This window comes from Desulfosporomusa polytropa (assembly GCF_055380075.1).
On sequence record NZ_AP042400.1, the window covers coordinates 2,670,282 to 2,689,581 of the forward strand.

Below are 19,300 nucleotides of genomic sequence, written 5' to 3' on the forward strand. Positions count from 1 at the left end.
TTATTTATCAGCCAACGCAGTAACGCCTGGCAGTTCTTTACCTTCTAAAAACTCCAGTGATGCGCCGCCGCCTGTTGAGATGTGACTAATCTTTGCGGCAAGCTTGAGTTTTTCCAAAGCAGCTACCGAATCACCACCACCGACAATGCTTTTAGCACCTGATGCAGCTACTGCTTTAGCGACTGCCTCGGTACCTACAGCAAAAGCATCAAATTCGAATACACCCATCGGCCCATTCCACACTACGGTTTTGGCATCTTGCAATGCTGCTGCAAATTTTTCAGCTGTTAACGGACCTATATCAAGTGCCATCCACTCACTGGGTATTTGCGTAACAGACACAGCTTTGTGGTCAGCATCGGCAGCGAATTGTTCAGCCACCATAACATCTTCTGGCAACAACAGGTTTACGCCTTTGCTCTTGGCAGCTACCATAAGCTCGTTAGCCAAAACCAACTTGTCGGTTTCTACCAGCGATTTACCTGTTTGGTAACCTTGAGCAGCCAAAAAGGTATTGGCCATACCGCCGCCGATGATTAGGGTATCCACTTTATTTAATAGATTTTCAATGACACCAATTTTATCAGAAACTTTAGCGCCGCCGATAATGGCAACAAACGGACGTGCCGGGTTGGTAACAGCTTGACCTAAGAACAGTAACTCTTTATCCATCAGAAAACCGGATACGGCCGGGATGTACTTGGTTATACCATGCACCGAAGCATGAGCCCGGTGGGATACGCCAAAGGCATCATTAACAAGAATTTCTGCAAGACCAGCCAGTTGTCTGGCAAATTCAGGATCATTCTTTTCTTCTTCAGGATTAAAGCGCAGGTTTTCCAGCATAAGCAATTGACCAGGCTGAAGGGCAGCCGCCATTTTTCTGGCTTCCGGCCCTACCGAGTCATTAGCAAACAAAACTTCACGGCCATAAAGTAATTGTGACAGTTTTTGTGCAACAGGCTTGAGCGAAAATTCAGGCGCAATTTTGCCCTTTGGCCGTCCCAGATGACTGGCGATAATAACAGCCGCATTTTTGGACAGTAAAAATTCCAGAGTAGGAAGCGTAGCCCGGATACGCGTATCATCGGTAATATTGCCCGCCTTATCCATCGGTACGTTATAGTCTACCCGCACTAATATTTTTTTCCCAGATACCCAAACATCATGTAAGCTTTTTTTATTCATAACCATTCCTCCATCTTAGCTTAAGCAGGTGAGGTGTAAGAGAAGCAATCCCAAATAACTGAGATTGCTTCACCCTTAATAATCTTACAGGCCTTTGCCAATAACGAAGTTGATCAGATCGACAACACGGTTGGAATAGCCAGTCTCATTGTCATACCAAGAAACTACCTTGACCAGATTATCACCCACCATCATTGTTGACAAGCCGTCAACGATGGAGGAATGGGCATTGCCATTGTAGTCTATCGATACCAGCGGTTCTTCGGAAAACGCCATAATGCCTTTAAGTTCACCATTAGCTGCTTCTTTTAAGGCAGCGTTAACAGCTTCGGCAGTAGCCGGTTTTTCCAGTTGCGCAACCAGGTCGGTAATGGATACATTCGGAGTCGGTACCCGCAGAGCAAAGCCATTGAGCTTGCCTTTCAGTTCAGGCAGAACCAAAGCTACCGCTTTAGCTGCACCGGTGGTCGTCGGGATGATAGACATACCAGCAGCACGGGCACGACGGAGGTCTTTATGTGGCAGATCAAGAATGTTTTGGTCATTTGTATAGGAATGAATTGTTGTCATTAAACCAGATTTAATACCGAATTTTTCTTGCAGCACTTTGGCAAACGGTGCCAGGCAGTTGGTCGTGCAAGAAGCATTGGAAATAATTTGATGGTTGGCCGGATCGTATTTGTCTTGATTTACGCCCATAACGATGGTAATATCTTCGTTTTTGCCAGGAGCGGAGATGATAACTTTTTTCGCACCGGCTGTAATGTGTGCCATTGCTTTGTCTTTTTCGGTGAAACGGCCTGTCGACTCAACTACAATATCAACACCCATGGCTTTCCAGGGCAGCTGGGCCGGATCTTTTTCAGCAATTACTTTGATGAGCTTACCATTTACTTCGATACCGCCATCAACAGCTTTGACTTCGGCATTCAGTGTGCCATGGACAGAATCATATTTCAAAAGATGAGCAAGAGTTTTGGCATCTGTTAAGTCATTTACCGCCACAATCTCAAACTTAGGGTTATTGATTGCTACCCGCAAAACATTCCGACCAATACGGCCAAAACCATTAATACCAACTTTAATAGTCATAATAAAACTCCTCCTAAATATTATTAGTATTTATTAATAACTGAATAGCTTTAGCCGCAGCTTCGTCGGTAACAAGCACACCTTGCCCACCGGTACCAGCGACTGCCAAGATTGCCTTGGCTTTAGCGCTACCACCGGCTACAGCGATTACCGTGTCAATTCCGGCCAAGTCATCCAGTCGCAAACCAATACTGCTGGTGACATATACAATCTCTCCTGGCAAAGCGCAATATTGGCCAAGCGCTTCGCCCACAGCACCAAGCTGCTCAAGCTCAGCAATAGTAGCTGCTGCCATACCACGCCGTTCAGCCATTTCAACGGCTTCACCAATGCCATGTACCAGAATGTTAGCCTCTTTAATCATGTCGGCCACAGCCCGAAGATTGGCATCTCCGTCCAGAATGGCTTCTAGAGTCTCCTCATTTACCCCATCGGGAATATGCAGTAGACGATAACGCCCGCCTAACTTGCTGGCCATAACGGCGGCAATGGTATTAGCCTGATACTCCACTACCTCACCGAGTCCCCCCCGGGCTGGTACAACGATTGTTGTGGGAGCGCTAAAATTAATGGCTTCCGCCACCTTGGCCATAGTTGAACCACCGCTTACGGCAACAACCATATTGTCTCCCAAATGCTGGCTGAGTACACTTGCCGTAGCCCGGCCAAGTTCGCGGCGCACGGCGCTGTCAGCCTCGCTATCACCCGGAATAATAATTACCTGAGTAAGGTTCAGACGTTCGGCCAGTTCAGCCTCAAGTCCGACTAAATTATGAAGCATTCGAATATATTCAGCCAAATCGGCCAGCATAGTCTGGCCTTCGGCCGTGACACTCATGCCCAGCTGCGAAAATTCAACAAGTCCAGCCGTTTTGAGCCAATCTACCTGAGCTCTAACTCCGCGTTCCCCCATATCTAACATACTGGCTAACGCACGGCGTCCAATTGGCTGAGCATGCTGGATATGGCGCAAGAGATTGTAGCGTGCTTCAATAATTTGTATAAGTTCTGGCGCAAGTTTGCGCTGTAGCTGAATAAATTTCTCCATACTAGCTCCTCGGGTTAAAATATGTCCCATGTGAACATATTATGTCCCATGTCAGATAAAAAAACTAGATAGCCTGCCTATCTCTTTCTTTACACCTATTCGGCAAGCGCCTAGAAACTCCTGCTACCGCAGGAAAATTTTATAACAACCTGTTACTTCCGATCGTAGGCAGCCCTAACAATCGAGATAGGATGCACCGTTTTCGCACCAGCGCCATGGGCTATCTGCAAACGGCAGGTACCACATTCTGAGAGCACCGTATCTATACCACTAGCTTTGATGGTTTCAAAAAGAGTATTGCCAACCGCCATAGCAATATCATGTTTGTCGGCCTTAAACCCATAGTTGCCTGAGATCCCGCAACAACCAGCATCAGCGTCAATAATCTCAATACCCGGAATCATGCGGACAAGTTCCAGGCTGGGGGTTCCTATCCCCTGTACACGCAGATGACAAGGAGCATGGTAAAGATATCGTCCCGTTTGCTTGGCAAAGTTAGTATTAAGCTGTCCCTTATCATAGAGTTCTAGTAAAAATTCTGCGATATCATAGATGTGGCTGGCAACTTGTTCTATCCCTTCAATTGTAAATAACTCCTGATATTCTTGTTTGAGCATAAGACCACAGCTGGTACAGGCCGTTATAATCGGATAGCCCTTCTTAACATAGTCTTGCAAAATAGCGATATTTTTATGAGCATTGGCCTCAGCCTCGTCCATATACCCGTTGACCACTAATGGCGAACTACAACATACCGCCGCCTCGGGAACAATCACCTCGAATTTATTGGCCTGCAACACAGCCACAACATCCAGCCCTACTTGCGGCTGATTATAATTGACGAAACAACCTGGATAAAACACTGCTTTATTTGCATAAGTCTGCTGTTTGATTTTTTTAAACTGTTTGATAAAACTCTCGCTGGCATAGGCAGGCAACGGCACTTTATTTGATATTCCTATGGTGTTTAAAATTGCTTTGCTCACAACGTTATTCATCCCGAGGTTGGCCAGTCCTGGCGTAAGTCCGGCCATCTTGGCCATTTGTTCACCATGTGACAAAATCCAGTCTCTCAAAGGCTGCTTATGAGTTTTATAGTACTGGGCTCTAGCCTTCATATTCAGTGTCGAAATAGGAACACGTGAAGGGCAGCTTATATCACAATTTTTGCAATTTGAGCAATACTCCAACGCAGACTCCCACTCGTCTTCCTGTAGTCGAAAGCGTTCGCCAGCCGGACCGGCAAGCTTGGGGCCCTGGAACTCCCGCACAGCTTGGGCAACCGGGCAATGAATAACACAAGACGTACAGGCTGTACAGGCATCAGGATTATAATGATGTTTTTTCATGGTTTTTCTCTCCATATACTTAATTTTAAACTGTAAAAGGTGTCAACAGTTTAAACCCGCCTTATAGCCGCTAACCAATGCTACCCCATTGCCCGACTTTTCCAGACAGTAATCATAACCAGCCAGATTGCGGCCAGCAACATAGACGTTTTCGAGCACTACCTGCCCCTCAGAATTTACTGGCCGCAAATTGGTATCAACCTGAATGCCAATCTTGGCAAAAGGTTGGGCTGCATCGGCAAATAGGTTGCGTGCTCCCCACTCCTCCCGCTCAGCTGGGGCTGTCACCGGTAAATCAAAAATAGGTTCACCTATACTATCATGTTCAGCGACAATACCGCCGCCAAAAAAGCCACCTGTCGCTAAGACAACAGCCTTGGTGGGATACGAACGTTCTCTGTCAACATTGCCAGTAATAACAGCAGTCACTCGCTTGCTTTCCTGCACGGCCCTGACAACATGCGCTTGTTCCATAATGGTAACACCCAGCCGTTTAGCACGCTGCAGCAGCATAGCACGCAATCTGAGCCCAACAACAGCTGTCGGCATAATTACAGCCTCAACAAATTTGCAATTAAGCATTTTTTCCAGAGTATCTCTGACAACATAGCTCGGCCTTGAGCCTAATACCGGCGGAATAATAACTACACTGCCAGGCTTCATATGCTTTACCAATTGTTCCCGGCAAACTTGTTGGCCTTGGATGGTATCAAGCCATCTGGCAATGTCAAGGGTAGTTACATCTCGCCCGCCAGTAAAACCAGGATCAACAACAATCTCTTGATACTCTTTTTGAAAACCCGGAATCGTCCCTAAGCCTTTACTAATTAATTCTGGAAAATAATCCTTCAACCTAGTAAATCCTACCACTACAACCTGGCTAGCTGTTTGAATAGGAGTGCTATCCATAGTAAGTGGTACCAGACAACTAGGTTTCACGGTGCCGATAGCCGTTGGCAGCCACTGGATCTGATCCAAACCGCCAGTATATGCAAATCCTTCTTCCTGACACATGGTTAAGAAGAATTGTACCGCGTCTTCCACTACCTGGCTGCCCACCTTGCTATATGGATGTTCGGGCGGTAACAGACTTAAACCAGCACGCGGGGTAGCAACCAGGGTATTGTTCTCCAGATAACCCAATAGATCAATCGTGCCGCCGCCAATGGCCAGTGTCCCTGCACCAGAGGTCATAAGGGTAACTTGCCGGCCCCGACCCGCAGCAGCAATTGCTGCCGTCAAACCGGCAAGTCCGCCACCGATTACAATAACATCACTTGTTCTCATGTTTAACCGCTCCATCTATATTTAATGAGGCTCCATAGATGCCGCGCATCAGTTCCGCCTCCCTGAGCTGGTTCCCCCACAGTACTGGCCGGATACCGTTCCAGCGTGCTTCTAAAAAATCTTTAATAAAATTAGGAGCCTCTTGGGCAGGAATAAATTCATTGGCTACTGCCACGCCTACGCCACGGAAACCACAAAAAGCCCCTTGGCAAGTTCCCATGCCGATACGAGTTTTACGCCTTACATCTTCAAGGGTGTAACTGGTAGGATCAGCTGCCATAGCTTCAACCTCAGCCAGTGTAACCATTTCACACTCACATAACAATTGTCGTTTCGCTGGATTATCCTCCATAACTTTAACAACTTCATTCAATTTCGCGCCTAACCGTGATACCGCACTGTTAACACTATACGCAGGGAAAAACCGTTTGGCTGCTGCCATATCGGCGGCCGACGCATCAGCAATCATGGGTTCAACCGCCGTCCGGCATGCAGCATCGACACCAAGCTTGCCACACACTCTGTCAGCCATCTTTTCAGCCATCAGCCGGTATGTTGTCAATTTGCCGCCGACGATAGTAGCCATACCTGTTAGTCCGTCTTTTTCATGGTCAATAATCGTAAAATTACGAGAAGCCGACCTACCAGCGGCATTGGGATCAGCACTATAGAGCGGGCGCGTTCCGGCAAAAGCCCGGAGAATCCGGTAATTATAAATGTTTTCAAATAACGGTTGGCCGATTTTGAGCAATGTCGCCACCTCGGCAGTACGCGGGATAGTATCATCAGGCCGCTCAGCCGGTGAAGACGTTGTACCTAAAATCGTAATGGAACCATGAGGTACAAAGATATCGCCATCAGAAGCTGGCCGCAACCGGTTGACGATCCGACTAGTGAAACGATGATTAAAAGCGACTAATACGCCTCTATCTGGCTTAACATGAACATCCACGCCTGCTAAGTGGGCCACATGGCCCACCCAGGAGCCTGCAGCATTTACAATATAATCACAGGCAATTGAGTCGGTCTTTCCCGTTATCGTATTTCTGACCTTAACACCTGTTACCTGATTGTTTACGTGTTCAATAGCGGTTACTTCAGTATAGGTCAGCACTTCACCGCCATATTGCCGCGCTGACATAACATTCTGCCATACCAGGCGGAAGCCATCGATGGCTGAATCGGGCACGCGATAAGCCGAACGTATGCGTCTAGTAAGTTGCGGTTCCAGCCTGTTTGCTTCTGCTGGTGTAATGGGAATAGCTGGAATGCCAACTTTGGCACAAGCCGCTACCCAAGAAGACTCAAACTGCTCATCATCTTCCGGTAGTCTGACAAACAAACCCTCAGTCTCTTCCACGGCATAGCGGGCTACCTTGCGCAGGATGGTATTTTCTTCAATACATTCTTGGGCTGATTCAGCATCTTTTACGGCATACCGACCACCGCTATGCAATAATCCATGAAAACGCGAGCTGGTACCATAAGCTAAATCTTTTTGTTCAACTAAAACAGTCTTGATGCCTCGCATAGACAAATCTCGGAGAATCCCAACTCCTGTTGCCCCGCCACCAATGACAACTACGGTAGCTTGCATACTTATTTAACCCCCGCTAAAAAAGGATAGAGAAGCCCCCCTGGGCCGATAACTGGCGCAAGAAGGACTTCTCTTCATCTCTAAGTCCGATATTACTTTTTCTGAATTTTTATCTATTGTTGCTTAGTCTTCCCAATCCATTGAGCGCTTAACCGCCTTTTGCCAGCCTTTATAATATTTACTGCTCTGCTCAGCTGCCATTTTGGGCTCAAAACGGGTATCTAACTTCCAATTCTTAATAAGTTCTTCTTTGTTGTTCCATACACCAACCGCTAAACCGGCAAGATACGCTGCGCCTAATGCGGTGGTCTCAGTAACCTGAGGCCGGTCAACTGGCACACCCAGGATATCGGCCTGGAACTGCATCAGGATATTATTAGCTACAGCGCCACCGTCAACCTTAAGCGCCTGTAGTTTAATAGCAGAATCGGCTTCCATAGCGCTCAGTACATCTTTAGTCTGATAAGCCATGGAGTCAAGCGTAGCACGAACCACATGAGCCTTAGTCGTACCACGGGTTAAACCAAGGATAGCGCCGCGAGCCGTCATATTCCAATAGGGAGCACCCAAACCAACAAAAGCTGGAACTACATATACACCCTCAGAATCATTGACTTTTTTCGCAATATATTCTGAATCAGGAGCCGCATCAATCAGTTTAAGACCATCGCGCAGCCATTGAACTGCAGAGCCGGCTACAAAGATGCTGCCTTCCAGTGCGTACTCGACTTTGCCGTCAATCCCCCAGGCAATAGTAGTCAACAGGCCATTCTTAGACTCATATACTTTGTCACCGGTATTCATTAGCATGAAGCAACCAGTACCATACGTATTTTTCGCCATACCAGGTTTAAAACAGGTTTGCCCAAACAATGCTGCTTGCTGATCGCCAGCTGCGCCGGCAATAGGTACAGCTGCGCCTAAAAATACACTAGGCTCAGTGTTGCCGTACACCTCACTGGAGGGGCGAACCTTTGGCAGCATGCAGGCAGGAACAGTCAAAGCTGCCAACAGTTCTTCATCCCATTTGAGTTCACGAATGTTATACATTAATGTCCGGGATGCATTCGAGTAGTCTGTTACATGGAACTTTCCGCCTGACAGTTTCCATATAAGCCAAGTGTCAATGGTTCCAAACAGGAGGTCGCCTTTTTCCGCTTTGGCGCGAGCACCCTCAACATTATCTAGAATCCATTTTACCTTAGTGCCCGAAAAATATGCATCTACTACCAAACCAGTTTTTTGGCGGAAGATATCTTCCAATCCTTTAGCTTTAAGCTCATTGCAAATATCCATAGTTTGGCGGGATTGCCAGACAATCGCATTATACACTGGCTTACCTGTGGTTTTATCCCACACTACGGTAGTTTCGCGCTGATTAGTGATACCAATGCCAGCTATATCTGTTGCGCTGATACCAGCCTTAGCAATAGCCTCAGCAACAACCCCAATCTGTGAACTCCAGATTTCATCGGCATTGTGCTCGACCCAGCCTGGTTTGGGGAATATCTGGGTGAACTCTTTTTGAGCTACGGCCACAATGTTGGACTCTGAATCAAACACAATGGCTCGCGAACTGGTAGTTCCCTGATCAAGTGCAAGTACATACTTTTTGGACATAACAGCAACTCCCTTTTATTTATATTATTTTTGAGACTGCTTTAACGCATTTTGGGGCAAGCATTCTATATTAACCAAACTCCAGATTAAACATAACAAGTAAATAATTTCTTCGACTTCTTACTACCACTGCTCGAGCATCGCCCTCCCTGTCCAGACATAAAACAAAGCCCAAAGTAACGCCTATAGAGCTGCAATTTCTACAAAGGCGAAAACTTCGGACTTACTTTATCTCTGTCCCTTTATTCTTCTGTTGTAACTATATTCTCGCCGCTTTTTATAATTCCTGCTAAATTTTAAATAATGTGAAAAGTTATTATTTTCACTCATTTTGAAAGTTACTTTAACACTTACCAGAGTTCACGTTTACTGGCACTCACGGCACTCAAGCCATTACTGATAGCCTGTTCAATGTCCTCTTGGGTATGCATCAGACCACCACCCAGAACAGGAAGTCCGGTCATGCGGGCAAGTTCAGCTACAACAGTTGCAGGAACTGATGCCGGTAATAATTCTAACGCATCTGGTTTATACCCTTTGAGCAAATTGACCCCGGTCTTAATGGCTTCCGAATCCATCAAAAACAAGCGATGAATCACCAGCATTCCGGATTCACGTGCAAGTTTTCCCAGCTGCGTTTTGGTGGTAATAACAGCTGCAATCCCCATTCGCGCCAAAAAGATAATGCCAGCTTTATCTTTACCTATACCGCTTATCAGATCTAAGTGTACCAGAATACGTTTTTTGTGTTCGCGGGCTTGAGTTAGAAGCTCTGGTAAAACATTGATATCGCCAAATAACAAAATGATACTGGGACTTGCAGAATATTCCAGCGCATATTTAAAATCCTCGTAATTGCGAGGCGCCGGTATAACATGGCCGTCACATAACAATTTAAAGATATTGTAGGGTGCCAATCGACGTTCACCGCCTCTGTAATAATTTCTTATTACTTATTCGCTATATATTCCAATTTCCCCTTCCAGCTTTTGGTGAATTATTGCCATTTAATGTAAAGATATAAGACTTCCTTAGCTACTAGCTAAGGAAGTCTCATATCCTCTATATTAATGCCTTCTTCGTCTACTTGAGGCGGGAATATTCATTTCTTCCCGATATTTAGCAACCGTTCGCCGTGAAACCATAATGCCTTTACCATTCAAAATGTCGCCTAAAGCCTGATCACTTAACGGCTGCATTTGATTTTCGCCAGCAATCATTTCTCGTATCTCTTGTTTTACCCGACTGGCCGAAATATTCTCGCCGACGGCGCTCTGAATGCCAGCAGTAAAAAACGTATTTATACCAAAAACTCCGTGGGGTGTAGCCATATATTTATTGGCTGTTGCACGGCTCACGGTAGATTCGTGAACACCAATCTGATCGGCCACCTTCTTCATAGTGAGCGGCCGCAAAAATTTGGGACCATGATCAAAAAAACCTTGTTGCAGATCAATAATGGCCTCCGCCACATTATATAAGGTGCGCCGGCGCTGTTCAATGCTTTTTATTAGCCAGACTGCTGCATTAATCCGACCTTCTACGTATTTGCGGGCGTCACTGTGTTCTTCCCGGACAATCTGCCGGTAATATGAATTGATGGATAATTGCGGCACATGATTATCATTAATGAGAATGACATACTCGCTATTTAAGCGCTCAATAATAATATCAGGTACAATATAGCCTGCCTGCCCGCCACCAAAAGCACAGCCCGGCTTGGGATCAAGTGTCCGGATAACATCCACAGCCTGTTGGACTTCGTGGATTGAACAGTGCTGTTTGTCAGCAATTTGTTTATACCGGCCTAAAGCCACTTGATCAAGATGGTCCTTAATAACGGCAGCCACTAACGCGAATTCCTTGCTGTATTCTTCCACTTTTTGTTCTAATTGCAAGAGCAGACATTCTTGCAAAGAGCGCGCGCCTACGCCAATAGGATCAAAGGTTTGTATAATTTCCAGCACATTAATTACTATGGTCTCTGTTGTTCCCAGTCGGGCAGCCGCTTCTGCTGTTGTCCCACACAAATAGCCATTGTCATCAATGCAGCCGATAAGATATTTGCCGATATTCAAGTAACTGGCATCCAGTACAGCAAAATGCAACTGCATTTCCAGATAGTTTTGCAGTGATACCATTTCCGCATCCGCTATCTCCCGCTGCTTTGCCATTTCAGTACTTCCGGACTGACCACTTGTTGTGCTCTGCGTACCACTTAGCAAATACTCAACCCAACCATCTTCTTCATGCTGGTTATCCGTTTGCTCATTGCTGAGCGGTTCAACCTCGCCCTCAGACTCATCATTACTTTCAGGGGCATCAGCCTCAAGCACCGGATTTTCCAGTAATTCTTTTTCCACCAATGCGGCCAACTCGGTAGCCGGAAGTTGGAGAATGGCGATTGCCTGACGGAGTTGGGGAGTCATTATTAACTTTTGGGTTGTTTCCAATTTGAGCCCATAATCCAATTGCACAGAGATAACCTCCCCCGAGCCAGAACTATGTCTGTCCCATGATAATAATTTTATGATATATGAATCCAAAAAAAATCAGCAAATTCGCGGTAGCTGTTCACCTGATAACATATCTAGTAGGCGTAAACCACCTACCATTGTTCTGAGCGCTACCTGTCCAGCCGCTTTGTCAGTCACAGTGCCAATAATGCAGGCAGCTGCACTCACAGGATGCTGGCGCATAATTTTCAGAACTTTTTCACTATATTCCTTTTCGACGAAAGTAACTACTTTCCCTTCATTGGCAAGGTACAAAGGCTCAAATCCCAATAATTCACAGACAGCCTGTACCTCTGGCCTCACTGGCAGAGCACTTTCCTCCAGCACAATACCTACCCCGGCATCAGCAGCAATCTCATTCAAGGTTGTAGCAAGTCCCCCCCGAGTGGGATCGCGCAACATACTAATAGCAGGCACCTCAGTTAATAGCTCCTGGACAAGTCCGTTCAAGGGTGCACAGTCACTGATAATTTGTGCTGGCAGTGTTAAGCCGTGCCGCTCACTCATGACAGCTATAGCATGATCGCCAAGATAACCGCTGACAATGACTACCTGACCTGGCTTGACGCGCCTAGCGGTAATATCTGCCTGAGGCAGTACAGCGCCAATCCCGGCCGTATTGATGTAGATACCGTCTACTGCCCCTCTTTCGACCACTTTAGTATCACCGGTAACAATATCGACACCAGCAATCTTCGCCGTAGCCCGCATCGATTCTACAATTTGTTTAAGTTCAACAACAGGTAAGCCCTCTTCCAAAATAAAGCCGGCACTCAAATAGAGTGGCTTAGCACCACACATGGCCAAATCATTCACAGTGCCGCAAACGGCCAGTTTACCGATATCGCCGCCAGGAAAAAATCGTGGTTTGACAACATAGCTGTCAGTAGTAAAGGCCAGCTTGGTACCACCAATGCTGAAGCGCGCGCCATCATGCAACTCGGCCAGTAACGGATTGGCAAAAGCTGACACCATAATATTTTTTATTAAGTCATGACTTAAACGACCACCACTGCCATGACCTAGCAAGATTAGTTCTTCTTGATTATGCATAATTCCACCGTCCTTGGCCGTATTTATACCAAGCAGCACAAGCCCCTTCCACCGACACCATGCAGGCCCCTACCGGATGCTCTGGTGTACAGCTTAATCCGAAATGTGGACAATCTTCTGGACGAATCCGACCACAGAGTACCTCACCACAGCGACAGCCAGACGGTTCCCTGGTTACCACTGCCGCCAGCGGCAATCTCGCTTTGGCATCAAAACCGCTGTACTGCGGTTTTAGTACTAGCCCTGAGTCCGCAATCTCGCCGAACCCCCGCCAAATAGCGGGTGCAGGTTGGTACACTTGTTGGAGAATACGGCAGGCCGCCTCATTGCCTGCCGGTTTAACTACCCGTCGGTACTGATTAGCCACTTCGGCTTTGTTATTAGCTATCTGTGCCAACAGCATGTATATACCTTGCAAAATATCCAGCGCCTCAAAGCCGGTAACAACCGCCGGTACCTGATACTCGCTGGCAACAAACTGGTAGGGCGCAAGTCCACTGATGGCCGCCGTATGCCCTGGCAGCAAAAAACCATCTACTCTAATATCTGGCGCGGACAAGATGGTCCGCAGCGCTGGCGGCACCAACTTGTGTGCAGATAAAACAAAAAAGTTGTCTAATCCCTGTTGCTCAGCTTGTAGTATAGTAGCTGCGGCCGTAGGTGCTGTAGTCTCAAATCCAACCGCCAGAAAAATCACGACTTTCTCGGGGTTCTCCCTGGCCACTGCCAGGCTGTCTAATGGTGAGTAGACAATCCGAATATCTGCCCCTTGTGTTTTCTCAGCCATAAGTGTTGACTGAGAGCCTGGCACTTTGAGCATATCGCCAAAGGTAGTCAAAATTGTATCTTTCCGGCCACTATAAGCAATAGCCGTATCCAGATATTCATTCGGTGTTACGCATACCGGGCAACCAGGACCACTGACCAGCTCAACAGTATCAGGCAATAGCTGCCTGATACCACTGCGGAAGATGGACACCGTATGGGTGCCACACACCTCCATAAGCCGTACCGGATGTTTTACCAGCTTAGCAATGGCCTGTGTGAAAAAGTCAGCAGCGCGGGCTGTTTCCTCAGCTGTCAATTTCATATTGTTCCAGCTCCTTAAACAGTTCCAGCGTGCGTAACGCCTCTTCTTCATCAATAGCCTGAATGGCAAAACCGGCGTGAACGAGCACATAATCACCCACCACAGCATCAGGTAACAACATCAAGCTAACCTCACGGGTTACGCCGCTGATGTCAACCGTACCCAAAAATTCACTGCGTTTAATTATTTTGGCAGGAACAGCCAAACACATATCTATCGACTCCTTTCCCCAGCAATTACCGCCTGACCTAAAGCCAAACCACCATCATTGGGTGGTGTCTGGTGGTGAAGATATAGCGAAAAATTTTGTTGCGCGAGCATTCTGATAACTTGTGATAGCAGGGTAATATTTTGAAAAACTCCACCGCTCAGGGCAATATCCCGAATACCGGTGGCTTTACTGATTTTCAGTGTCATATCGCAGGTAGCCGCAGCCAATGTAGTATGAAAATCAGCAGCTAGTTGCCCTACTGCTACGCCTTGTTGCAGTACTTGGCATAAGGCAGCAAATACGGGTTTAAAATCAAGCTCCCATTTGCCGTCTACTTCTTTTATCTCATAAGGCAGCACCCTGCCAACAGCTCCCTGCGCTGCCAATTCAAGTTCAATTGCTGCCTGCCCCTCATAATTGATACTCTGGCGGATACCTAGCAAGGCAGCAGCAGCGTCAAATAACCGACCAGCCCCTGACGACAATGGCGTATTAATCTTCTTTTCAGCAGCCGCTACCACTAGCTCCCAGCCTACAGGCAACTCTTGCACCAAGGGTATTGCCTGATTAATAAACTCCTTGCCATATAACTCTTTAAGCAAGCAGATGGCTATTCGCCACGGCTGGCGAACGGCTTGCGCCCCGCCGGGCAGCGGCAGATAGGACAAATGTCCGATTCGCTGATATTCCCTGAGATCAGCCACTAAAAATTCGCCGCCCCACAGAGTACCATCTGGCCCATAGCCTGTTCCGTCAAAGGCAAGGCCGATAACAGGTCGGGTTATATGGTGTTCAGCCATAACAGCGGCAATATGGGCATGATGATGCTGGACAGCAACCGACGGTAACCCTAATGTTCTTGCATACTTAGTTGACAGATACTCAGGATGCAGATCGCAAGCTACCACCACCGGCTTAACCGCCAGCAGTTTTTGCATATGGTCTATGGCTTCAACATAGGATTGATATGTCGGCATATTCTCCAAATCGCCGACATGAGCACTTAAAAAGGCTTGTTTGCCCCTAGTCAGGCAAAAAGTATTCTTTAGCTCGCCGCCCACAGCCAATACGGGCGGCAGCTCACGCGCCAGATTGATAGGTGCAGGAACATAGCCGCGGCTGCGACGGAGAAAATAGGGCTTATTAGCCACTACCCTGACCACCGAATCATCGGCCCGGCAATATATATCCCGGTTATGGACCAAAAAATAGTCAGCAATCGTAGTAAGCCGGCTGATGGCATCGTTATCCTGGTAGGCAATCGGCTCATCACTAAGATTCCCACTAGTCATAACCCAGATATCAGTTGGTGACAAAAGCAAACTATGTGCCGGCGTATAAGGCAGCATCAGGCCAACACAGGGATTGCCTGGAGCAATACTTTTTGCCAGACTGTAGCTTGTCCCCTTGTTCAGCAGCACAATCGGCCTGGCTGCACTTGTCAGCAATTGTTCTTCCGCTGCTGACACCAGGCACTGGGTCTTGCCTGCAGCCAGACTGCCGGCCATCACGGCAAATGGCTTATCTTCACGCACTTTCCGCGCTCTAAGCCGCGCGACGGCAGATTGATCAAAGGCATTAACAGCCAGATGATAACCGCCAATACCTTTGATAGCCAGTATCCGGCCAACGGCTATCTGTTGTCTAGCCAAAACAAAAACATCCTGTTCCTGACTGTCGACCATTTGACCTTCTTTGTCCAGCAATTGGTACGCCGGACCACACACCGGACAGGCATTGGGCTGAGCGTGAAACCGACGGTTGGCAGGATTATCATATTCGGCCTGGCAATCCGGACACATAGTAAAATTATGCATGGTAGTTGCTGGCCGATCATAAGGAATATCCTTAATAATAGTAAACCGCGGACCACAATCGGTGCAATTGATGAACGGATAGCGGTAACGACGGTCAGCCGGGTTTAAGAGCTCCTCCTGGCAGCGCGAACAAGTAGCCACATCAGGTGAAATCAGCGCAGTTTTAGCCTTGCCAGCCACACTCTCCTTAATATGAAAACCAGGATAGCCGTACAGCTGACAGGAAGTGACTAGGATAGTGTCAATAACAGCTAGTGGCGGCGGTTGGCGGCGAAGGGCAGCTAAAAAGTCAGTAATAGCCGTTTGACTGCCCTCAACCTCAATATCTACACCACTGGCATTATTTGATACCCATCCCTTTAGTCCATATCGTCCGGCCAGGTTATAAACAAAGGGGCGGAACCCCACCCCTTGGACGATACCAGTTATCTGAATATGAACTGCCGTATCCATCATAAAGTACTCCTAAAAATACTAGCTCTGACTGGCTATTGCCAGCTTGGCCTGAATCATGATAGCACATTCCAGGCGTTTTTTCTGCAGCTCACAGCCTATTTCGTAAGGTTGATGCAAATCGTGGTGGAACAAATCGGCATTGGCATGACAGCCACCACTACAATAAAATCTGGCCCAGCACTCGCGGCAGATTGGCTTGTTCAGCACATGCGCCTGACGGAATTTCACTGGTATTTCGGTGTTCTTAACACCCTCATAGATAGTACCCAGTTTATATTCATCCCGCCCGACAAACTGGTGACAAGGATATAAATCTCCCTCAGGCGTGACCGCAAAATACTCATGCCCTGCACCGCAGCCACTCAGGCGTTTGGCAATACAGGGACCATTGCCGAGGTCAAGATTAAAATGAAAAAAATCAAAGCCATTGCCTGCCAGCTTGCGCTTCAAATACTCCTCGGCCAATAGTTCGTATTGGCGAAATAACTCAGGCAAGTGCTCTTCTGTCAAAGCATACTCAACGTCTTTGGCCACAACAGGTTCAACCGAAAGCTGACCAAATCCCTGATCAGCCATTGACAATACATCGGCGGCAAAATCAAGATTATAGGCCGTATAGGTACCACGCAGGTAATAGTTTTGATCCCCACGCGAAGTGGCTACCTGTTTGCAGCGCTTAATAACCTTATCATAACTGCCGCTGCCATCCACCCGCGGGCGCATGCGGTCATGAACCTCTGGGCGACCATCCAGACTAAGAACTAAACTAATATTGTTATCATTGAGGTATTGAATGGTATCATCTGTCAGCAATAACGCATTAGTAGTCAGTGTCAGCTTAAATACCTTACCAGTCTCAAGCTCGCGCTTTCTCACATAACTGACAACATGGCGGACAGTCTTCATATTTAAAAGTGGTTCCCCACCAAAAAAATCCAATTCGCAATGACGGCGTTGTCCACTATTTTCAATAATGAAATCAACAGCCCGTTCACCAACCTCTTGGGACATTAGGCCACGACTATGACCAAAATCACCTGTCCCGGCAAAACAGTATCCACAGCGCAGGTTGCAATCATGAGCCACATGCAAGCATAGCGATTTCACCAACGGCTTATCGCGAAAAGTTAACGGCACTGTTAATTCAGGCGCAAACAATTGTCCGGCACCCATCAGTTCCTTTAGTTCAGTTAAAGCTTCGGTAAGTGCTGCTACTTCATATTTATCACTAAAAGCGGCCAAAACTTCCGCCTCGTTGTCGCCGTTAAAAATATCCAATATTTCATACACCAAACTGTCAACAACATGCACGGCACCGCTGTTAATATCAAGAACAATGAATAGATCGTTTATTTTAAATTTATGAACTTGCATTTTAATTCCTTTCTCCTTGGATTGAGGCGGCTTAGAAATGTTCATATGCGAGGCGCACCGGAAAAACGTGCAGCGCCGCGTACATGACTGCGTACGCAAGCAAACGTTTTGAGGAGCAACAAAGCAGATGGGCATTTATAAGCCGCCTCCAAAAAAGTAAGCCCCTTGACTGGGCAAGGGGCTGGTGCACTACGCCTGTTGCTGACAAACCTGATTGCCAACAGTGCAGGAAGTCTTGCAGGCCGACTGGCAGGAAGCCTGGCATTCCCCACAACCACCAGTTTGTACAGTTTGAGTGAGCGATGCTTTATTGATAGTTACAACATGCTTTTTCATAGTTAATTCCCTCCTTGCCTATGCAAATATGTAATTACTTCTTACTTTACTATTTTAGCCCTTTTGCCAACAGTAATCAATAGGAAAAGGAGATCCTCCTGCCAGCAGGACGTCCCCTTACCATAATTCACTTCACTGATTTTTAGCGACAGGGGCCAAAATGAGCTTAACAGGCAAATTAGATGCGCCTGGTGGTGAAAATGTCAGCCACAGTGATTGCCCACCCACAAAGTCGCCAAGATATGCAACATCATTGTTTGTCTGGTTGCCAAAAAACAGTTTATCGGCCGGGGTCCCAGTCGTATTTTCTTCCTGGTGGCGGTATTTTACCTTCATCCCACCAGCATATTGCCCGCCCCGGGGATTTAAGTAAACAGCATAGTTTTGTGCAAATGCCGTAGGTAAAAACAACTTGTACATAACACCATAGTTGCCAAAGTTAAGCGTCTTAGAACCGTCAGTGGCATCAATACCGCTAACATAGGTATCAATCTTGTTATCAGCCAGGGTAATAGCCATTACGCCATCTGTGGCTGAGTTATAGACCTGACTAGGAACAAGTAAGCGGTCCCGACCAGAGAAAGTTCCCCTAAGCCGGTGATTGGTGTTTGGCAATACACTGGCTTTTGCAGCAAATGCAGCTGGGTCGGCATCGACAGGCAACATCATAATAACAACTTTAATCGGCCTTTTGCTCTGGAAATCATAGATGCCATTAACCAGTTCATCTGGCGCAACAACCGTCTTATTGAGGATTGGTTCTAATAATGCTGCACCTTTGGCAGGCACTTCAATAAGCTCGATTTCCTCTTGTTTTAGATACTTCATTTGAGCGGCTTTGCCTACCGCCATATAATCAAGACCCGGACCACCTAGTCCATGCTGATGTACCACAACATCTGTGGCTGTGTCTGAATCGTTGACCAAGAGAACGACAATCTTTTTTAACTCCTTGGTAGCATTAACATGATGAAAAAATAACCGGGTGTCACCGTTTACGGTATCCTGATACATAATACCATCTGCTTCCACCATCTCCGGACTGTCTGATAGCAGCAACTTACCCTCTTGTTCAGTCATTGTAACAGGCATTTCTGTCAGGTTCCGCATATCAGTATTTGCCGGAAACCCAGCCTTGGCCAGCACAAGCTGGGGTGTAGAAACAAAACCAACTACAAGTGTAACAGCTACGGCTACACTCATTTTTTTAAAAAAATTCAACAAAAATATACCTCCTAGCATTGGTTGAGCACCTACCGGTATTAT

General features: G+C 46.9%; 16 protein-coding genes. All 16 read right to left on the minus strand.

Annotated features, from left to right (window positions below):
• The 16 genes from ACZ449_RS14405 to ACZ449_RS14480 all read right to left on the minus strand — a co-directional run bounded on the left by ACZ449_RS14405 (window position 1) and on the right by ACZ449_RS14480 (window position 19,258).
• Window positions 1–1,188, minus strand: a complete 1,188-nt coding sequence (locus ACZ449_RS14405; protein WP_464261663.1) for a phosphoglycerate kinase — start codon at window positions 1,186–1,188, stop codon at window positions 1–3.
• Between the two features lie 84 nt (window positions 1,189–1,272).
• Entirely contained in the window at window positions 1,273–2,280 is a 1,008-nt protein-coding gene (gap, locus tag ACZ449_RS14410; protein WP_464261664.1) for a type I glyceraldehyde-3-phosphate dehydrogenase, read from the minus strand.
• 13 nt (window positions 2,281–2,293) lie between these two features.
• A complete protein-coding gene (locus ACZ449_RS14415) occupies window positions 2,294–3,328 on the minus strand; it encodes a sugar-binding transcriptional regulator (RefSeq protein ID WP_464261665.1) in 1,035 nt (344 codons plus the stop codon).
• Window positions 3,329–3,480: 152 nt separating this feature from the next.
• Window positions 3,481–4,677, minus strand: coding sequence for an anaerobic glycerol-3-phosphate dehydrogenase subunit C (locus ACZ449_RS14420; protein ID WP_464261666.1), 1,197 nt, complete (start codon window positions 4,675–4,677; stop codon window positions 3,481–3,483).
• A gap of 42 nt (window positions 4,678–4,719) precedes the next feature.
• On the minus strand, window positions 4,720–5,964 hold the full coding sequence (gene glpB, locus ACZ449_RS14425) for an anaerobic glycerol-3-phosphate dehydrogenase subunit GlpB (RefSeq protein ID WP_464261667.1): 1,245 nt from the start codon (window positions 5,962–5,964) through the stop codon (window positions 4,720–4,722).
• Window positions 5,951–7,561 (minus strand): anaerobic glycerol-3-phosphate dehydrogenase subunit GlpA, encoded by a 1,611-nt coding sequence (glpA, locus tag ACZ449_RS14430; protein ID WP_464261668.1) that lies wholly within the window; start codon window positions 7,559–7,561, stop codon window positions 5,951–5,953. Before glpA ends, glpB begins: the two co-directional genes overlap by 14 nt.
• A gap of 123 nt (window positions 7,562–7,684) precedes the next feature.
• On the minus strand, window positions 7,685–9,181 hold the full coding sequence (gene glpK, locus ACZ449_RS14435) for a glycerol kinase GlpK (RefSeq protein WP_464261669.1): 1,497 nt from the start codon (window positions 9,179–9,181) through the stop codon (window positions 7,685–7,687).
• Between the two features lie 350 nt (window positions 9,182–9,531).
• A complete protein-coding gene (locus ACZ449_RS14440) occupies window positions 9,532–10,098 on the minus strand; it encodes a glycerol-3-phosphate responsive antiterminator (protein WP_464261670.1) in 567 nt (188 codons plus the stop codon).
• Window positions 10,099–10,248: 150 nt separating this feature from the next.
• Window positions 10,249–11,658, minus strand: coding sequence for an RNA polymerase factor sigma-54 (gene rpoN, locus ACZ449_RS14445; RefSeq protein ID WP_464261671.1), 1,410 nt, complete (start codon window positions 11,656–11,658; stop codon window positions 10,249–10,251).
• A 75-nt stretch (window positions 11,659–11,733) separates the two neighbouring features.
• Window positions 11,734–12,750 (minus strand): hydrogenase expression/formation protein HypE, encoded by a 1,017-nt coding sequence (hypE, locus tag ACZ449_RS14450; RefSeq protein WP_464261672.1) that lies wholly within the window; start codon window positions 12,748–12,750, stop codon window positions 11,734–11,736.
• A complete protein-coding gene (hypD, locus tag ACZ449_RS14455) occupies window positions 12,743–13,840 on the minus strand; it encodes a hydrogenase formation protein HypD (RefSeq protein WP_464261673.1) in 1,098 nt (365 codons plus the stop codon). The genes hypE and hypD overlap by 8 nt, the downstream gene beginning before the upstream one ends.
• Window positions 13,824–14,051, minus strand: coding sequence for a HypC/HybG/HupF family hydrogenase formation chaperone (locus ACZ449_RS14460; protein ID WP_464261674.1), 228 nt, complete (start codon window positions 14,049–14,051; stop codon window positions 13,824–13,826). Before ACZ449_RS14460 ends, hypD begins: the two co-directional genes overlap by 17 nt.
• Before the next feature lie 2 nt (window positions 14,052–14,053).
• Window positions 14,054–16,324 (minus strand): carbamoyltransferase HypF, encoded by a 2,271-nt coding sequence (hypF, locus tag ACZ449_RS14465; protein ID WP_464261675.1) that lies wholly within the window; start codon window positions 16,322–16,324, stop codon window positions 14,054–14,056.
• Window positions 16,325–16,342: 18 nt separating this feature from the next.
• A complete protein-coding gene (gene scfB, locus ACZ449_RS14470) occupies window positions 16,343–17,698 on the minus strand; it encodes a thioether cross-link-forming SCIFF peptide maturase (RefSeq protein ID WP_464261676.1) in 1,356 nt (451 codons plus the stop codon).
• Window positions 17,699–17,887: 189 nt separating this feature from the next.
• Entirely contained in the window at window positions 17,888–18,034 is a 147-nt protein-coding gene (gene scfA, locus ACZ449_RS14475; RefSeq protein ID WP_021169117.1) for a six-cysteine ranthipeptide SCIFF, read from the minus strand.
• 132 nt (window positions 18,035–18,166) lie between these two features.
• The gene (locus tag ACZ449_RS14480; protein WP_464261677.1) at window positions 18,167–19,258 is read right to left on the minus strand and encodes a copper amine oxidase; all 1,092 of its coding nucleotides are present in this window, start codon (window positions 19,256–19,258) and stop codon (window positions 18,167–18,169) included.
• Window positions 19,259–19,300 lie beyond the last annotated feature (42 nt).